The organism is Flavobacterium pisciphilum (assembly GCF_020905345.1).
GTDB lineage: Bacteria > Bacteroidota > Bacteroidia > Flavobacteriales > Flavobacteriaceae > Flavobacterium > Flavobacterium pisciphilum.
Genome location: NZ_JAJJMO010000001.1, coordinates 288503 through 306716 on the forward strand (window position 1 = coordinate 288503; position 18214 = coordinate 306716).

Below are 18214 nucleotides of genomic sequence, written 5' to 3' on the forward strand. Positions count from 1 at the left end.
CAGATTTCTCTAAAGCTTTTACTTAATAGTTATTCAATAAATTGCTTAATTACGGAGTCTAATCTAGCCAAGTCAGCTATTTTATCTATCCACTTTTTCCTATTACTTTCATCTAACTCGTAAAGCGGTCCAATAAAATTACTTTGAATAGAAGAAACACCACAATATTCCAGAATACCATTTTTTAACTGAACGAGTCCACTTGACTTATAAATCTCTTCATAATCATCCTCAGACAAATCTCCTGCAGTTGTAATGATTCTTCCTGTTTTACCATTTAATAATCCCTCACTGAGCCCTTTGTTACTTCTAAAAGTAATACCCGGAAGAAATGCCCTATCAAAAAATCCTTTCATAATTGCGGGCATCCCTAGCCACCATATAGGATGTATCCAAACCTGATGTTCACTCCATTTAATGTCATTTAATGCATTTAGCAAATCAGGTTCTAATTCCATTCTTTGTTTGTAACCAAACTGTAAATTAGGATTAAAATCCATAGCGCCAATAGCAATATATCGGACTTCTGAGCCTGCTTCCAATGCTGACTTTATATAGGAATGTGCAATAGTGCTATTAAAACTATTCTGATCAGGATGACCATTAATAACTACTATCTTTTTCATTTTACTTGGTTTAAAATTTGTTTAAATAATTCCGTTTGTTGACTAAAAAAGTTATCTGTTAAGCTACATGGAAAAAAATCGAAGGCATGTACAGCATCTTTTATTTCCGATAAATTAACACTGATGCCTGCATCTTCTAATTTTTGAGCATATATTTTCCCTTCATCTTTAAGCGGATCTAACTCGCATACAATGATAGTTGCATTTGGCAAATTGTTGAAATTTTCTTCTAGCAACGGAACTGCATATTTTGGTGGTTGAGCTATGTTGTCTTTCAAATAATGTTTCCACATCCATTCGGCTGCACTTTTAGTTTGTGTAGGAGCATTTGCCAATTCACTCATAGAGGCTGTCTCTAGAAGATGACTCATTGCAGGGTATAATAAATATTGATGTTTTATTTCTACTTCTTTTTTATCCCTTGCCCAATGCGTAATCGAAGCTGCAATTGTTCCTCCTGCACTACTCCCTCCTATTAGGATATTACTATTGTTTCCATCAATTTGATCAGCATATTTAGATAGCCACAATAAAGCATCATATCCATCATCAATAGCTGCTGGAAATGGATGTTCTGGAGCCAAGCGGTAATTAACAGAAACAATTACCACATCCATATTTAGGACGAGATCAAAAAAAATAAAATCATATTGCTCGGGATCACCATATATAAAAGCTCCTCCATGAAAATATAATAATACAGGCAAATTGTCCTTTCCTTTTGGCCGATATGTTCTTAATCTTATTTTTCTTGATTGATCAGAAGACGAAATCTCAACATCTTCTACATTAAGTTCTTCCGGAATAGCTAGAGGTTCTTCTTTTGATAATATAACCATTTCTTCTTTCCTAATCCTTGCGGGGTCATTCTTTAATAGATTTTCATAATCTATTTGGTTAAACGAGCTGTTTTTAATAGCTTCCCAAAGCTCAGAATCTATTCTTTTTATTATGCTTTCCATATCGCAATTAGCTTAAAATTTCAACACAACCTTACCTATTGTACGTCCAGTTTCTATTTGCAGATGTGCTTTTGCCATGTCATCAAATTCAAAAATATGTGATACGTGAGGTTTCAATACTCCTGCTTCTAACAATGACGCGATATGTTGCATATCACGGCCACTAGAATACACAGCCATAAAGTAACAGGCATGTAAACGTTTTTCTTCTGCTTTTAATTCATCCTCTTTTGTATGCCCTGATGGCAGTGTAACAATGGTTCCAAATTCTTTTACTACTTGTACTGACTTCTGAAAATTATCTCCTCCAATAGATTCCAATACAAAATCAATATCATTAAGGGCTTCTTCAAAATGAATTGACCGATAGTCAATATGCTCATCCGCTCCTAGATTAAGAACAAAATCACGATTAGCAGCTGATGATGTAGCAATAACATAGGCACCAATATGTTTTGCTATCTGCACTGCAAAATGACCTACTCCACCCGAAGCTGCATGAATAAGAACCTTATCTGTTGCTCTCAATTTACCAAAATGATTAAATGCTTGCCAAGCAGTTAATGCTGCCAAAGTGCTGGCTGCTGCTTCGACATGACTACTATTTTTAGGTTTTAGTGCAAGATGCTCATCTAGAGCCGCTACATATTCAGCATACCCCTTACCATGACCTACGAAGTTTACCATTCCAAATACTTCATCACCAACTTTAAATCGAGTGACTTCATTTCCAATCGCTACAACTTCCCCAGAAATATCCCAACCCAAAATCAATGGATCATGTTTAACTAATTCGTCAACAAACGGGACCTGTCCACTACGGACCTTTACATCTACTGGATTAATACTAATAGCCTTTACTCTAATAAGTACTTCATTTGTCTTTATTTCTGGCTTTTTGATGTCTTTGTAAATAAGATTTTCAACTCCTCCAAACTTTTCTAATACGATTGCTTTCATACTGCTTATATTTATTTCAACAAAAATAGACTGGTAAAAAGAACAAAAACAGGTACATTTAAAGCTTGTTTGGGTATCTTTGCGCTATGGCAAGAGAAAATATTTATCAATCGCTTGAAGCATACTACGAAAAAGTAGATAAATGCCCTTTAAATGGTAGGCAGTTCAATTTCTTTGAACTCGTTTACGTTATATCTGGCACTGGGAATCACACTGTCAATGAAAACAAGTTTCCCTATTTTGTAGGAGATTTGTTTTTAATAACTCCAAATGACTGCCATGGATTTGAATTAGAAAGTACCAGCGAGTTTATGGTGGTACGGTTTGGTGAAAGTTATATTAGAGAATATCAATGGAAGAGCATCGATCACATAGAATGTCTTTTATATTATGCATCACATTTGTCAGGTTCAATACTTGTAAACAACGATGACAAGCAAATGGTTACTTTGCTGATGCAAAATCTACGACAGGCTACAGCACAGCAAACAATGTACAACGAAGACCTTATAATTCATTTGGTCAACGCAATTATTGTTATTGCTGCGAGAAACATAGCCGTAATTAAACCACAAAACATTTCTCCCAATGCAGATATTCGCATATTACAGATATTAGATTATATCCAAGAATACATACGCAGGCCCGAATTATTAAAAGTTGCCGTAATTGCTGAAAAATTTGGTTTGTCGCCAACTTATCTCGGGAGTTATTTTCGCAAACAATGCAACGAATCAATACAAGAATATATTTCATCAAACCGTATTCGACTTATAGAACATCGATTACGCTTCAGCGACAAAAGAATTCATGAAATAGCAGATGAATTTGGATTTGCAGATGAAAGCCATATCAATAAGTTTTTTAAACGCCACAAAGAGCTTAGCCTTAAAGCTTATAGAGTTGGATTAAGCAATTGATATTGTTATTACTTTAGAATATTCATTTTGAATAATTTGAAACGAGTACAAAGGTTTTTATACTCGTTGTCCAATAATCATACCCTAAGCCAATCTACTTATTTATAACACTTTATCAAACATTACTTTAACGGTATCTCCATCATTAATGAGTTTTTCTAACCATATTTTATTCTTATCAGAAACTGTTATTTTTAGTTTTTTATTTACTCTTTTAACAATGATATCAAAGTCTTGACCAAATGCATTAATATGGCGTAAACTCATTTTTGGCCATGATAATGGAAGACGAGGAGTAAAATCAAAACTATTTAAACCTATTGGACGAATACCAAACAAGCCTTCAGTAAAAACTCTACAATACAAACCGCTTTCAGCCGAAAGATGGCGCTGATTCCCTTCTGGATATGCTTCTACTGGATAAGGCACGTGATCTCCCAATAAACGACGTGTAGAATAGTAATGCAAGAAATCAATTGCCTTTTCTGTTTCACCAGCAGCCAATACCCCTCTTAAAGCATATAAGGTTGATCTATCCCAAAATGTTTTATCGCCAGAAAGACTGGCAAGACCATCTTGTGTCCATAATTTAGGAGAAAACAAAGCTGCGATAGTTCCCTCTTTTCTATTATAAATCCCCATTGTTAATGGTGTACAAATCCAAGCGCGTAAAACATCATTTTCTTTATAATATTTATAAGTTTCAAACCCTTCTATTTTAGAACCAAAATACCTTTCAATTGCTTGTTTTAGCTTTTTAGCTTGCTCTTTATAAACCGCTAATTGCGCTTTATTCTTTCCTAAAGTTTCTCCTAAATAAATAGCTGAATTTAGGGCATCATAATACAATGATGATGTATTCAAGTTGGCTTTTCCAGCAGGAAAACGGCCTTCTAATTCATCAGAATCTGATGTAACAACGCCTTCCTGATTTAGCTTTAAATTGCAATATTCAAGGCACCATTCTATTAGTGGCCATAATTGTTTCGCTTCCACACTACTGCCTTTTGCAAGAGCATAACGCCCTGCTCCATAAGCAATCATTGCTGCGTCTCCACGATCACCAGCACCATCCCAAATATCAATCCCTTCGGCAATAATAGAACTTGGCATTGGTTTGTACTCTTTATTAATAAATCGTGCAAAATGAAGATAAGCATTTAGAGATGCCTTATTACCATAATCATAACCCAAAAAAGGAAAAAAGGGTCCAATATACTCTGCTTCATCATTCGCCCAAATTGCTGCATAATAAGCCTCACCACCCGGACCATGCATTGGCCCTCCTTTGGTTTCAAAAATACTCTCAGCAGATCTCAATTTTGCAAAAGCAAATTCTGTATTCAATACTGTATCTGGTGTTTCTAATACCAACTTATTAGATAATTCCTGAACCAATTTAAGACGTTTTATTTTTTCACTTTCTACATCTACTTCAGGTATTAATTCATTTGATTTACTAGCAAAATAAAAAACAGAAAAACTAATTATATCGTTTGGTTTTAGATTATAATACCCATCATTTAAAACTTTAGATTGAATAGCATAACTTCCTTCTGTTCCTTTAATTGGATCTGTATAATAAATTATATTTGACTTTGGTATTTCTACTGAAAACTCTTTTGAAGAACTGTTTTTGATGGTATACAATTCACAATAAGCTGCTAGTGTAGTGCTTGGGAAATATGTTCTAGTTAACTCCAGCATCTTACCTACTTTACTTTTGATCAATACAGTTCCATTGAGAGTAATTGAAACTACTTTTTCATTCTCAATAGACTTATTATTAACGGTAACTAATTTTAAATGATCTTGTTCAAACCTACGAGTAAGACTTGCATGAGTATTGTTTGGGATTGTTCTTAGCATAGGCCAAACTAAACTTCGAGTTGCATGAAAAGAACTATCAGCAGAAACACCATATCTGATTACACATGAAATTTTCTTTCCACTCATTTCGATATGATCATCATGCGGAATATTGTTGATATTCCATGAAATACCACTATCGTTATTTATTTGCCAACGATTATTTTCTTGTGAAAAGGCTTTGCCTGAAATAAAGCAAAGCATACTAATCACTATTTGTTTCTTTATAAATGTCGTATCCATTAATTAGGGTAAGATTTAGAATTTTTTAATTGTTTTAAAATAAAACATAGACCAAAATACCAACCATATAAGTGTATTTCAAACTTGTCCTTTCTTAAATAGCTGATATGGTTTAAACAATTTATGCTTTGCTTAATCGATACATCAATACACCATGAGGTTCTATGGTTTCTTTTAGTGTTTTTGCCGTTGTACCAGTTTGTTTTTTACGCCAAACATCAAATAAGTTATATACACTCTTATTATCTAGAGTGTGTTTAAAAACGGTATCAACAATATTTTCTTTATTCCAATCGAAATTAATAGACTTTGATTCGGTTTTACGGTTTATAAAACAAATTGCCCAATCTCCATTCTTAAGTGGCTTACACCACACTTGCAATCCATCCTTATCAAGGTATCGAAATCCTTGTATTCCTAGTGGATCTTGATCAACATCAAGTACCTCTTTATTAGTAAGGATTTCTAAAGTTTGTTTTGACATCTTTCGAATATCATTCCCTGCAATTAATGGCGCAGCCATCATGCTCCAAAGAGAAAAATGCGCTTTATCTTCATTATAGGTCATACCATTACCCACTTCAAGCATATCTGGATCATTCCAATGCCCAGGACCTGAATATTTACGAAGATTAGACTGCAAATCTGCAATATGCATCACACTAAGAGAATTCCAAGTTCCTTCATCATGTACCGAATCAAAAATTTGGTAGATATCTTCGGTAGTACGCCATAATTGTCCAACTCCTTCACCCCATTCCCAAGGTTTGTTTACTCCCCATTCACATATACTAAACACAATTGGTCTTCCCGTTTTCTTAAGAGCATTACTCATAGTTGTATACGCTTCTTTGGCATTAATTCCTGTAGCATAACACCAATCGTATTTTAGAAAATCAACATCCCAAGCAGCATAATTTCTTGCATCTTGATATTCATATCCACGTGTTCCTGGGTATTTTTGACAGGTTAGAGTTCCGGCACAATTATACATCCCAAATTTTAACCCTTTAGAATGAACATAATCTGCAACTGCTTTTATACCACGAGGAAACTTTTTTGGATCAGGCACTAAATTGCCTTGATTGTCTCTTTCCATTGCCATCCATCCATCATCAAGTACTAAATAAATATAACCCGCATCTTTCATCCCAGATGAAACTAAAATATCTGCCGTTTCCATCACCATTTTTTCGTTTATATCAGTATGAAAAGTATTCCAGCTATTCCATCCCATAGGAGGTGTTAACACTAAACTATCAAGTTTCTGTGCATTAAGTTGCATACAAAAAGCAGCAACACTCATTAAGAACCAATTCTTTACTTTTAAATATTTCATTTTAAGTTTATTTGCAGAATTATATTATTTTTTTTCAGCAAACCTACAAGCAATCCAGAATTGAACCCTATAGTATATTAGCTTTAAATTATACTATTTTATCTGATTGATAATAGAAAAGAAATGAGGCAAGACATAAAAACAAAAAAGCTCCAGATACCTCTGAAGCTTTTAATATATTTGGCTTTAATCTAATAGCTAACAACAGCCAGACTATTAAAGTCAATACCTGATTTAAACTTTTAGTCGTATAAAAGAGCTTAAAAATGTAAAGCTGTTGATTGTTTAATATAACTCATAACAAATGAGCTTTGTACCTTACTTATATTAGGGATTATAGAAAGTTTTTTTACTATAAAATCATTAAATGCTTCAGGGTCTTTCACAACCACTTTTAGGACATAATCAAAAATTCCTCCTGTTACATATCCTTCGACAACTTCATCTAATTCGGCTACTTGTTTCGAAAACTCTTCTACAAATTCAAGTCGCTGACTAATTAACGAAACATTGATAATTACTGTAAAGTTAAGTCCCACTTTTTTAGGATTAATAATAGCTACATATTCATCAATATACCCCTCATTTTCTAACTTTTTTATTCTGTCATAAACAGACGTTCTTGACATATTTAGTTTTTCAGTAAGATCAGTAATATCAAATCTAGAATTTTTCTGAAGGATTCTTAGTAACTCAATTTCCTGTTTGCTTAATTCTTCCATTGGATTTTTTCCAGTTTAATTATGAGAAATAAAACAAATTTAGAACAAAAAACGAACAAACGTCACTTATAAAGAATTAAATACGAATTTAACTTATCAAACATACACATAATGTGTTATTTAATACATTTGTCAGGACAAAATAAAATTGTCGTAAAAACAAAATGAATAAATATATAATAATAGTTGCCTTGGGAGCATTAAGCTTTGGAATGCTTTCCTCATTTGCAAAAATTGCATACGGACAAGGATATTCTCCAGGCGAGATTACTTTTGTACAGGCATTACTAGGTACATTGATTTTATGGTCTATTACAATTTTCAGAAATTTAAAAAAGGGATTATATAAATTATCCATTAATTGGAAAATACTTTTCGCTGGTACTACAATGGGGGCTTCAGCCTATACTTATTATCTTTCTGTATCCTATATTCCAGCTTCACTAGCTATTGTTTTATTAATGCAGATTACATGGATTAGTATTCTCGTTGAGTGGTTATTTTTCAAAAAGAAACCGAATTCAATAGAAATCGTATCCGCACTTTTTATAATTTTAGGTACCGTTTTAGCAGGAAATCTTTTAGATCTAAATGGTAATACTATTTCTTTTAAGGGAGTTTTCCTAAGTTTGTTGGCAGCGTTACTTTATACGCTTTATGTTGTTTTTACCAGTAAACTAGGTAAAGAAACACCAATGTTTGAAAAGAGTGCCTTAATGACAAGCGGATCAGCAATCATTATATTTTTAATTAATATTCAATCTATTACAACAAGCACTCATATTGATGCAGGCTTGTTTCAATGGGGTATCTTTTTGGCTATTTTTGGAACTGTGATTCCGCCTATTTGTTTTACTGTTGGTATGCCAAAAATCGGAGCTGGATTGAGCTCTGTATTATTAACATTAGAATTACCAGCAGCAGTGTTTTGTGCGCACATTATTCTAGGAGAGAAAATTACTTTTTTACAGATAACAGGTATTGCAATAATGCTAAGTGCAATTATCTATCTTAATTTGGCTAAAGCGAAAAAAAAGAAACAAGCAACAAGTAGTTTAATCGCATAATTAAATCAAAAGATCTAAACATAATATGTTACTAAGTATAAACGGAAAGAATCTCTATGCTGAATATAAAAATGATCTAAAAAATCATCCTACCCTTATTTTTCTACATGACTCTTTAGGATGTACTGAACTTTGGAGGGATTTTCCTGAAAAAATTGCTAAAGCAGTTCAATGCAATTTATTAGTTTATGATCGTTTAGGTTACGGAAAATCTGAATCTATGCCTACAGCTAATAGATCAGTAAATTATCTTGAACAAGAAGCTGACATATTGAATGATTTACTAGAAAATTTAGAAATTAATAACGCTATTTTGTTTGGGCACAGTGATGGTGGATCTATAGCCTTAATTGCAGCTAGTAAATACCCAAATCGGATTAAAGCGATAGTATGTGAAGCAGCCCATATTTTTGTGGAAGATGTGACCTTAGAAGGGATTCATAAAGCTATTGAGGCTTACGCTACCACTAATCTTCCTCAAAGATTACAAAAATATCATGGAGATAAAACAGAAATGATTTTTAATGCGTGGACTAAAACATGGATTAGGGATGATTTCAGAACTTGGAACATCGAATATTTATTACCTAAAATTTGTTGTCCCCTTTTGTTTATTCAAGGAGAAAATGATGAATACGGCTCATTAGAACAAGTAAGCAAAACTATAGATTTAGTAAGTGGAAAATCTGAAAAATATATTATCCCGAATGTTTCCCATACCCCACATAAAGAAGTTCCAGAAATGGTAATCAACAAGACTATTGAATTTATCAAAATGTGTTTATAACACTCCTATTTCACTATTAAGATATCCAACAGAGTCATACAACACTAATTTAATCAAGAAAACAAGATGGACTTTACCGAGTTTTTTGAAAAAGTAACAGAGATTAAAAGCAAACAACCTATATGGTTTGGTTTAGAATCTGATGCTATTGCTACTGACGAAGAAATAAATCATGCTGAAATGAGCCTTTCTGTATTATTCCCAAATGAATACAAACAGTTCGTTAAAACTTTTGGAGGTGGTTATTTTGCATTTACTACTGTTTATTCTGTTGACCAAAATAGTGAATGGGACATCATTTTAAAAAATAAAAATTGTGAATTAATAAAGTCACATAACTTTCTTGCTTTTTCTGATAATCACTCAGGAGATTATTATGGCTTTAAGACTAGCTTTGGACTATGTGATTCTAAAATTTATTTTTATGATCATGAAACACAACAAATAAAAAAAACCGATTTTAAAAATATCTTTGAGTTTATATTAAAAATTGGTCTTCAAGCAAATTAAACACCAAAACTATTCATTATTTCCCTACTCAAAAGTATACAGATAGATTCATAAAAAAAGCTTCAGAGAAATCTGAAGCTTTTTTGTTATTCTAATACTATATTAAAGCCATTTTATGAATGACATAAGAATACTTAAAAGTTAGTATTTATCTTTTTAGAACGGTCAGCAATGTATGAGATAAGCCAAGCTATTGGTCCTTCTTTTACAAAGTATATTTTCTTTTTCTCTAAGTTTGGAATACCCTCTACAAAAGTTAATAATATGTTGTTTGCAGAAATTAAGTATTTTTGATCGTATATATTCAAAACTCTAGCTGCTTCTTTATCCGTTTTAGAAAGATTGCTATACTTGTTGAAGTTATTCTTCAAGACTGCATCATAGTTCATAATATCTTCTAAATTAAAAGGAACATAATGATCTTTAGTGTATTCATTAAAGTATAGAGTTGTAAACGCCCAAACAGCACCTCCAGATAGATAAATCTTTTCTTTCTTTAATAAAAGAGGATTTGAGTCTAACATTTCTTTCACCTTCTTACGTAGAACAGGGTTATAATCAAAAGATTTCTCTTGATAAACCGTCATATTACTAGCTTCTTTTTGATTTACTACAGTTTTTTTCACTGCATCAGTAAGTGTCATTGTACCGAAATCAAGCTCCAAAGGCATAAACTCTAATCTATTATCCCCAATTTCATCTATGTATCCACCTTTAGTATTTGCAGCACCTATATCAAGCAATATAGCATTAGGATAATCAACTGGCGGTATAGACCCCTTAACTAATATTCTAGTTTCTTCGTTGATATTGATAACGTCAAGATCTTTGTTAGCTAGAGAAGCAATTCTACTTTTTAAAACATTAAGATTGCGAGCAGATGCAAAAACTGAAGAAGCAACTAAAAAAATATTATCTTCACTAATATTGTATTTCACTCTAATTTGTGACAAATGATTATAAACAATGCTACTAGCTTTGTTTATGTCTTCCTGAGTAAGCTCGCCATAAGCAGTAATGTTTTTGGCAAAACTAAGTCCCTCTTCGGCTACGTAGTGAACAATTTTATAATCAGCTTTCTTTATGTTATTCACCTCTACAACGGTAACTTTTATTGTTCGACGCCCGATTTCAATTCCGGCATAAACGTTTTTTTGAGAAAATGAATTAATGGAAAAAAATAAATTTAAAAAAATTAAAATTAAAATTTGGGATTTGTTTTTTTTAAGCATTGGGTTTAGTTACAGTTATAATTTAATTTGGAGTAAAATTTTTAATGTGTGTGTTTAATAAAAAGTTTGTGTTACGTTTTTTAAATATCAAAATTAAAGTACTATTGAAGTAGACTCTTCAGAAGTAATCTATTGTCATTTTATATTATCTATAAAGTAAAAAAAGCTTCATGATGATTAATGTATAAATGACTAAATAAAAGAATAATTGGCTATCATATCTAAAATGTGACGAAGCAAAAACTGTTAAATAAAACACCACAAATTTATAAAAACATTTACTAATTCAAACTCAGTTATTAAGAAAATATGGTATTAAATTATCAGTGTAGCAATGTTAAGTTAATGATACACTATTTTATTTTCCTAACACATTGAGTAAGAATAACAATCAAAAATATTTTAATATCGAACAAGCAATAATAGTTCTATTCTCCAAATTTTTCATATCAAAAATTATAGGGATATCTCTGTTTTTTATGCAATTTTTCTATTTAATCGAAATTGTAATCCTTTAAAAGCTCCTAATTTTATATATTCTATGAATTATTTTGACTTACAAGATTAGAGTCACCTATGAAGACATTTGCTTTTCTGAAAGAAAAACAAACTAAGGTTAATTTAGTCCATAAAAAAAAGCTTCAGAAAAAATCTGAAGCTTTTAAGTTGTAGCCCGTAGCGGAATCGAACCGCTCTTACATGGATGAAAACCATGCGTCCTAACCGATAGACGAACGGGCCTGCTTTGTTGTTGCGGGTGCAAAAGTGCAACTATTTTTCAGATGTACAATGCGATTTTTAAAAAAAGTTTTTTCAGTTATTCTAAAAAAATCCCAATTAGAAACAATCAATCACAAACAAACCGAATTGATAAAAATGTATTTATTTGATTAATAATAATTTGTTTTCCGTAAACTAAAAAACAGAAAGAGATTTTTATTTATTTCAACTAAGAAAAATATTTTCAATAAAATTGACAAAACTTCATTTTAAAAGAATATTCTTACCATTTATTAACTCTAAAAAATATTTATTTTATAATTTCACTGCAAACATCCCCCCTATTTCTACCTTATACAGCAATAAATATTTTTACAAAAGTCAATGGAAACAAAAAAAGCTCCAGATTTCTCTGAAGCTTTTATCGTAGTGGTGGAAACCATTAAAAAAATCTAATCCATTTCATTAAAGATTATCTCGAGACAATACTATTTGGATCTTAATGTTTTGTTATCGAATTAATTTTAGATATGCGCTATAGATATCATCCTTAAGTGAAGTTCGCATATAATATACATTTTCTTCTTTTTCTTTTAAACTAAATTGAATTAAACCAGCATCACAATAGTAATACAACAAGTTATCATCGTCATCAGGAAATTCAATATTTGAAACAGGTAAGGTTGTTAATTTTATTTGGAATACAATTTCACCATTTGCTAAGTCTAGCTTAAAAAGTTTTCCTTTACGAGTATACCCCCAGATAAAATCATTATCCTCAGTAATGTATTCAACATTATCCCCTTCAAAATCAGTTTTCCATATCTTAGTTCCTGTTTTTGAATCAACAGAGTATACAGAAGAAACTTTAGAGCCTGGTGCTGCAAAATACAGTATCTTGTCTTTACACAATATGCGTTCCTTAATATTGTATTGATTTTCATCTAATTTAAATTGCCATAAAACATCTAGTTTATTAGGACTTAAAGCAAAAAGCATATCTTTTTCATTTGCTATAAATACATTTTCACCATCTGTTACTGGTTTTCCATTCATGGCATGCTCAAAACTTTTTTGGTTAAGAATTTTTCCTGTATTCGCTTCAAAACTATAGATATTCGACGCGCTTTGGGTAAAAATTTTATTATCAAAAGAGAGTACTGGAATATCGTTATTTGGAGAATCCAGCTTGTGACTCCATAATAAGCTACCATCTTTTATATTAAGTGCATATATAGTACTGCTTTGATTTTGATTTTGAGCAGTTATGTACAGCTTCCCATCATTTATGATTGGAGCTTGATCTTTTAGAATAATTTGATCTGTAATATTACCTAACCTTGACTTCCAAAAAACATCACCGCTTAGGTTGTCTATTGCAAAAATTTCACCGTTTATAAATGGAACGTATACTACCCCATCATGTAATGTTACTTTATTTGCGCACATTTCAGTATTAGAATCTGTGGCTTTTGCGGTCCAATTAATATCTTCAGTTTCAAAATCAAATGAAAAAATGGAGCCATCATAATCATAAATTAAGATTGATTCTTTATTTAACGGAGCTTTTTTAAGCGGATTTATAACCTTATTAGTGACCATTTCATTAAGAGCCAATTCATTGTTAGAAGAATTTGTTTTATCAGGTTGTGACACCGTTGAAATTTGCCCAAATATGTTTATAACAGTAAATACAAATAAAATAGTTATTAGTTTTCTTTTCATTTTTTAAATTTTGCTTCTGATTGTAATGCTTTATTTTAATGCAAGTAAATATATACAAAAAAGCTCTGGATTTCTCTGAAGATTCGCCTTAGTAGAAGAAATAAGACTCGAACTCAAATCTACAGTGCTGTATATTAATTAAGTATATTAATAATTAGTTATTCATCTTGCAATGATTTTAATTCACAAGAATCATTTTACTACTAATGCAATAATCTTTTAAAAATAGACAAAGTGTCAATGATTGGTTTATCACTATTTATATTACCGTGAATTCCCTTATTTTACTCATAAATAATAGAAAATAAACAACAATTAAAAATGTGAAGTAGAATAATTTATTTTTAGTCAATATTATAGAGATGGGGATTTGTGTATTTTGTAAACTCAGTAGATTTTTAGATATGAAAAATATTTAAATTCTATGCAACACCAAGTAAATGCTATCTTCTTACATATTGCAACTATTTTGTTGGCGTTTTTTTATGAAAAACTTTACAAATTAGCTTGTATGTTTTATTTGTAGTTGTATATTCGTATTAATATTGATTACGAATCACCCTCTCCTTCCTACAAGAAGTAAATCAAAAAAAGTACTTTTATAGTGCAAAAAGGGGGTATTCTAAAATCAATTGGAATATCCCTTTTTTGTTTATACTAGTCAAACAACAAAAGGGATATTCTACAAAAAAACAATTTTAACAACTTAATTATTTTTATTATGGCATTTAAAGCAATTTTAGAATTCGAAGGAAACGAGTACCAGGTATTATTTTCAAAAGTAGATATGTTAAGACATACTGATGGTAAAGGAGCTGTTTCATCTGAGATTAAAGGAGGTAGATTAAACGTAAGAGTTAAATCTACAGACAACACTACCGTTATTGAACAAGCAGTAAACAGCCAGCACAAGCCAGTAAGCGGAAAAGTAAAGTATTTTAAAGCTGATTCAGAGCAAGTAATGAAAGAACTTTCTTTTGAAAATGCATTCATTGTATTCTTTAGTGAGCAATTAGATGCTTTGGCAGAAACTCCAATGGTAACTGAGATCACTTTCTCTGCTGAGAAAATTACATTAGGTAATGCAACATTAGATAACAATTGGGCTAAAATTTAATTTTTCCTTATGATAAGTAAGAAGCGGTATAATACCGCTTCTTGTTTTTTTATTTACATTTTTTTCAAAAAAAACATTCAACAATATCACTTCTATTTTCAGAACATGATATCTTTTAGCTTAAAATTTAAAAAAAAATAAACCAATAACTAAACATAATCATGGTCATTCCTAAAATAATATTTGGTATTGATAGAAAAGAAATCTCACACTTCACTACTATCGAGCTACACCAAACCATTAATAACCACCATCATTTTAAAATTAGTGTTCCGCATTCTGTGGTCGAAAAACCAAGAGCATATACTATAGAAAGTGCTCAAAAATGGTTGGGAGGCGTATTACACATTGCCTTTGAAAACAAGAATAATTTTTTAGGAATAGTAACCAATATTCAATATTCTCAAGAATTAGGACATGTAGGAAGCCAAATTATTATTTCGGGTTATTCCAAAACCATACTTCTTGAATCGGGATCAAAGCTCAGTTCGTGGGAAAACACCAATTTGCAAGATATCATTGAGGAAGTAATAAAAATAGCAGCTGGTGAACAATTGCAAAACGAAATTAAACCTGAGTTTAGCAGCAATTTATACTATCAAACCCAATATCTTGAAACTGATTTTCAATTCATACAACGCTTAGCCAAACAATACAACGAATGGTTATATTATGATGGAGAAAAACTTTTTTTTGGTAAACCAAATGCCAGCACACAATTTACTAAATTGATTTACAACAAGGATCTTTATAACTTAAATATTTCTGTTCAAGCAATTCCTAACCAATTAGAAGCGTATACTTATAATGAAGATGTAGACAAACTATATCAAGCCAAGACCGGAGATCAAATAGAAGGTTTCCCAAGATTGGGTACTGATGCCATAACCGCTTCTCAAAAACTATATACTACACCGTCATTAGAATATGGAAGAATTGCCACTGGTGACGATATGTATTTGCAAATCATATTGCAAAACCGACAACAAAGCGCTGTAGCAGAATCTAATTTTATAACTGCAACTAGCCGCAATAGAAGTCTGCGAATAGGCATGAGCATTAGCATAGATGCCATGCAAGTAAAAGACAAATTAGCTGCATTTAACAGCGGACAAGATATTAATAAAATCAACTACGAAACCAATGAAGTAGGTATCTATATCATCACCGAAATAACCCATAAAGCCAGTGACATAGGCGAGTACGAAAACAGTTTTAAAGCGATACCTGCCAAAATACGCAAGTTACCTGAGCCAAACATCGCCTTTCCTATAGCTCAAATGCAACAAGCTGAAGTAGTAGCTAATGACGACCCAAAAGGGCAAGGTAGAATACGTGTAAAAATGTTATGGCAAGCCACTAAACAACAATGTACTCCATGGTTACGCGTAATGACACCTGATGCAGGAGCTAGTGGTGAAGTTAGCACCAACCGTGGTATGGTTTTTATTCCCGAAGTTGGCGATCAGGTCATGCTAGGTTTTCGCTATAACGATCCTAACAGACCATTTGTAATTGGTAGCTTATTTAACGGTAAAACAGGTACTGGGGGTGATTTAAAAAATAACATCAAAAGTATTTATACACGCACAGGAAGCACAATTACTTTTGACGAAGGTGATTCGAGTATTTTGGTAAAAGACCCTTCTGGCAACAAGTGGTTTATGGATGGTAATGGGAATATTGAGGTTACAGCCCCAAAAAACATAACCATTAATGCAGGAGAAAGTATAATTATGTCGGCAGGACAAAATATTGTGGCTACTGCACAAAAAGATATAAATGTTATTGCTGGAGAAAGCATCACGGAGATAGCAAGTGAAGATTATAATCTTACAGCAAGTAATATTATAGAAACGGCTTTAGTGGGAAGAAATTCAAAAGCTAAAAGTATTACTGAAAACATGGAGATAGGTTCTTACATAAGCACAAAAGAATCTATAAATGTGGAAAGCGCCAAAGAAGTAAATATTAATAGCGGTAAACAGGTAAAAATGCAGTAATATGGCGGGAGAAGGCGGAAATATAATACGTAACATATCTGGAAAATCTTATAAGGAAGCAGAGATGATTACAAAAGATGCGTCTAAAGGAGCATTGGACTTTAAATCACCAAAAGAGAATACTTTTTATGGAAAAGATGGTGGGAAAAAGTTTGCGGATTATGAAGAAAAAAAGAAAGAGAAAACATTGCTTGTTAAAAAAATAAAAGGCCCAATAGATCCTTCCACCAACAAAGTTGTTAATATCATAGAAAAAGGCAAAGCCTACAATTATGAAGTAATAGAATTTAGTAGAACTCCAACGAAATCTGAACTTAAGAATCTAAAATGGGCAATACAATATGATGAGGGAAAAATGGATGATGCTCCAAAAGTTTTGGGTGAAGAAAAAATTTCCCATTTTGTTTCTTCAGAAAAGCAAGCTTCTAAAGTAAGGATATATGCTTATTTTGAAGCTCCCAGCAAAAATGTGAATGTGAATGTAACCATAAAAGGCTTTAAATTTCCCATGCTTATTATCCAAGGGAAACATAAAAAAGGGAAAAATGATGATAATACTGCCGTAGCATCAGATTTATTATATGGTGATTACCCTGAAAATGAAGTTGGAATTAAACGTCTGAAGAAAGAATTATATGAAGAAGAATTTAATAAAAGTTTAAAAGCAGAAAATAAAGACTGGTTAAAAACAAAAGAAGAAACGGCTGATTTAATAGCAAAGAATTTATCAGAAGTAAGAATTGAGAAGATTAAACAGTTTCTTAAAAAAGATAATGACCAATTGTTTTCAATATTTAGAGACGACATGTGGTATTTTGCTAGTGGTGATTTGAAAAATGTTGCTCAAGATATGGTTGATAAAGTCAAGGCAAACGCAGGAGGAGAATACTCAAATACTACATTAACACATGCAGTAATTGCTCATGAAAAGTCAAAGGCATTTATTAAAGGAGTACAAGACACTGTAAAAAATTATATAAGCAGCAATAAAGGGGAAATTGATAAATTAGAAATAACAGATGACAAAAATGGTATACTATATCAACAATTAATTAAAAATAAAGTTGACAGACCTATATTTCATGATAAAATTAGTGGTTTAGGAATTACTATTAATGATGTGTGGGCATATCAAGTTTATATCACATCCTATAAAAGGAATGGCGATAATTATGAAATGAATTTAGAAATTATATACTGGGATCATTTTGGTTTAGATTATCCTGATATCCATAAATTCGGTAACGACATTTTTTCTGCTTGGTTTATTTTACAACACTTCCGAAGTTTTAAACCACTAATTACAAAAATAGATATAGTACATAAATTCACAGGAAAATTATAGATATGAAGAAAATAATAGTTTTTATTTTTTTATTTTTCATCATTTCGTGTTCAAATAAAAAAAATAA

At 31.6% G+C, this 18214-nt stretch carries 15 protein-coding genes and 1 tRNA gene; 7 read left to right on the plus strand and 9 right to left on the minus strand.

What is annotated here, in order from left to right; all coding sequences use genetic code 11:
• Positions 1-29: 29 nt before the first annotated feature.
• Genes LNQ49_RS01230 through LNQ49_RS01240 form a run of 3 tightly spaced genes read right to left on the minus strand, consistent with a single transcriptional unit; the run spans position 30 to position 2548 of the window.
• The gene (locus tag LNQ49_RS01230; protein WP_229986976.1) at positions 30-626 is read right to left on the minus strand and encodes an NAD(P)H-dependent oxidoreductase; all 597 of its coding nucleotides are present in this window, start codon (positions 624-626) and stop codon (positions 30-32) included.
• Positions 623-1588, minus strand: a complete 966-nt coding sequence (locus tag LNQ49_RS01235) for an alpha/beta hydrolase (protein WP_229986977.1) — start codon at positions 1586-1588, stop codon at positions 623-625. The genes LNQ49_RS01230 and LNQ49_RS01235 overlap by 4 nt, the downstream gene beginning before the upstream one ends.
• A 12-nt stretch (positions 1589-1600) precedes the next feature.
• Complete coding sequence (locus tag LNQ49_RS01240) at positions 1601-2548, minus strand: NADP-dependent oxidoreductase (RefSeq protein WP_229986978.1); 948 nt, start codon at positions 2546-2548, stop codon at positions 1601-1603.
• Between the two features lie 86 nt (positions 2549-2634).
• Between LNQ49_RS01240 and LNQ49_RS01245 the strand changes: the two genes are divergently transcribed.
• Positions 2635-3468 (plus strand): AraC family transcriptional regulator, encoded by an 834-nt coding sequence (locus tag LNQ49_RS01245; RefSeq protein WP_229986979.1) that lies wholly within the window; start codon positions 2635-2637, stop codon positions 3466-3468.
• Positions 3469-3570: 102 nt separating this feature from the next.
• On the opposite strand, the gene LNQ49_RS01250 is transcribed toward LNQ49_RS01245, so the two are convergent.
• From LNQ49_RS01250 to LNQ49_RS01260, 3 genes are all read right to left on the minus strand, one after another.
• A complete protein-coding gene (locus LNQ49_RS01250; protein ID WP_229986980.1) occupies positions 3571-5580 on the minus strand; it encodes a glucosidase family protein in 2010 nt (669 codons plus the stop codon).
• Between the two features lie 121 nt (positions 5581-5701).
• The gene (locus tag LNQ49_RS01255) at positions 5702-6919 is read right to left on the minus strand and encodes a glycoside hydrolase family 27 protein (RefSeq protein ID WP_229986981.1); all 1218 of its coding nucleotides are present in this window, start codon (positions 6917-6919) and stop codon (positions 5702-5704) included.
• A 260-nt stretch (positions 6920-7179) separates the two neighbouring features.
• Positions 7180-7641 (minus strand): Lrp/AsnC family transcriptional regulator, encoded by a 462-nt coding sequence (locus LNQ49_RS01260; RefSeq protein WP_229986982.1) that lies wholly within the window; start codon positions 7639-7641, stop codon positions 7180-7182.
• Between the two features lie 164 nt (positions 7642-7805).
• On the opposite strand from LNQ49_RS01260, the gene LNQ49_RS01265 reads away from it, so the two are divergent.
• The 3 genes from LNQ49_RS01265 (at position 7806) to LNQ49_RS01275 (ending at position 10005) form a co-directional block, all read left to right on the plus strand.
• Positions 7806-8708: an EamA family transporter gene (locus tag LNQ49_RS01265; RefSeq protein ID WP_229986983.1), complete on the plus strand. Its 903-nt coding sequence runs from the start codon at positions 7806-7808 to the stop codon at positions 8706-8708.
• A gap of 25 nt (positions 8709-8733) precedes the next feature.
• Positions 8734-9495 carry an alpha/beta fold hydrolase gene (locus LNQ49_RS01270; RefSeq protein ID WP_229986984.1) on the plus strand — a complete coding sequence of 254 codons (762 nt, stop codon included), beginning with the start codon at positions 8734-8736 and terminating at the stop codon, positions 9493-9495.
• 66 nt (positions 9496-9561) lie between these two features.
• Positions 9562-10005, plus strand: a complete 444-nt coding sequence (locus tag LNQ49_RS01275) for an SMI1/KNR4 family protein (protein WP_229986985.1) — start codon at positions 9562-9564, stop codon at positions 10003-10005.
• A 134-nt stretch (positions 10006-10139) separates the two neighbouring features.
• On the opposite strand, the gene LNQ49_RS01280 is transcribed toward LNQ49_RS01275, so the two are convergent.
• From LNQ49_RS01280 to LNQ49_RS01290, 3 genes are all read right to left on the minus strand, one after another.
• Entirely contained in the window at positions 10140-11237 is a 1098-nt protein-coding gene (locus tag LNQ49_RS01280; protein WP_229986986.1) for an exopolyphosphatase, read from the minus strand.
• A 669-nt stretch (positions 11238-11906) separates the two neighbouring features.
• Positions 11907-11978: transfer RNA gene (locus LNQ49_RS01285), tRNA-Glu, on the minus strand.
• 489 nt (positions 11979-12467) lie between these two features.
• Entirely contained in the window at positions 12468-13682 is a 1215-nt protein-coding gene (locus LNQ49_RS01290) for an outer membrane protein assembly factor BamB family protein (protein WP_229986987.1), read from the minus strand.
• A 721-nt stretch (positions 13683-14403) separates the two neighbouring features.
• Between LNQ49_RS01290 and tssD the strand changes: the two genes are divergently transcribed.
• From tssD to LNQ49_RS01305, 3 genes are all read left to right on the plus strand, one after another.
• Positions 14404-14799 (plus strand): type VI secretion system tube protein TssD, encoded by a 396-nt coding sequence (gene tssD, locus LNQ49_RS01295; RefSeq protein WP_229986988.1) that lies wholly within the window; start codon positions 14404-14406, stop codon positions 14797-14799.
• A 161-nt stretch (positions 14800-14960) separates the two neighbouring features.
• A complete protein-coding gene (locus tag LNQ49_RS01300) occupies positions 14961-16802 on the plus strand; it encodes a type VI secretion system Vgr family protein (RefSeq protein ID WP_229986989.1) in 1842 nt (613 codons plus the stop codon).
• A 1-nt stretch (position 16803) separates the two neighbouring features.
• A complete protein-coding gene (locus tag LNQ49_RS01305; protein ID WP_229986990.1) occupies positions 16804-18147 on the plus strand; it encodes a DUF3289 family protein in 1344 nt (447 codons plus the stop codon).
• Positions 18148-18214: the final 67 nt, after the last annotated feature.

Coding starts and splice junctions, on each gene's coding strand:
- LNQ49_RS01230 (WP_229986976.1), bottom strand. CDS start 626: ATGAAAAAGATAGTAGTTATTAATGGTCATCCTGATCAGAATAGTTTT.
- LNQ49_RS01235 (WP_229986977.1), bottom strand. CDS start 1,588: ATGGAAAGCATAATAAAAAGAATAGATTCTGAGCTTTGGGAAGCTATT.
- LNQ49_RS01240 (WP_229986978.1), bottom strand. CDS start 2,548: ATGAAAGCAATCGTATTAGAAAAGTTTGGAGGAGTTGAAAATCTTATT.
- LNQ49_RS01245 (WP_229986979.1), top strand. CDS start 2,635: ATGGCAAGAGAAAATATTTATCAATCGCTTGAAGCATACTACGAAAAA.
- LNQ49_RS01250 (WP_229986980.1), bottom strand. CDS start 5,580: ATGGATACGACATTTATAAAGAAACAAATAGTGATTAGTATGCTTTGC.
- LNQ49_RS01255 (WP_229986981.1), bottom strand. CDS start 6,919: ATGAAATATTTAAAAGTAAAGAATTGGTTCTTAATGAGTGTTGCTGCT.
- LNQ49_RS01260 (WP_229986982.1), bottom strand. CDS start 7,641: ATGGAAGAATTAAGCAAACAGGAAATTGAGTTACTAAGAATCCTTCAG.
- LNQ49_RS01265 (WP_229986983.1), top strand. CDS start 7,806: ATGAATAAATATATAATAATAGTTGCCTTGGGAGCATTAAGCTTTGGA.
- LNQ49_RS01270 (WP_229986984.1), top strand. CDS start 8,734: ATGTTACTAAGTATAAACGGAAAGAATCTCTATGCTGAATATAAAAAT.
- LNQ49_RS01275 (WP_229986985.1), top strand. CDS start 9,562: ATGGACTTTACCGAGTTTTTTGAAAAAGTAACAGAGATTAAAAGCAAA.
- LNQ49_RS01280 (WP_229986986.1), bottom strand. CDS start 11,237: ATGCTTAAAAAAAACAAATCCCAAATTTTAATTTTAATTTTTTTAAAT.
- LNQ49_RS01290 (WP_229986987.1), bottom strand. CDS start 13,682: ATGAAAAGAAAACTAATAACTATTTTATTTGTATTTACTGTTATAAAC.
- tssD (WP_229986988.1), top strand. CDS start 14,404: ATGGCATTTAAAGCAATTTTAGAATTCGAAGGAAACGAGTACCAGGTA.
- LNQ49_RS01300 (WP_229986989.1), top strand. CDS start 14,961: ATGGTCATTCCTAAAATAATATTTGGTATTGATAGAAAAGAAATCTCA.
- LNQ49_RS01305 (WP_229986990.1), top strand. CDS start 16,804: ATGGCGGGAGAAGGCGGAAATATAATACGTAACATATCTGGAAAATCT.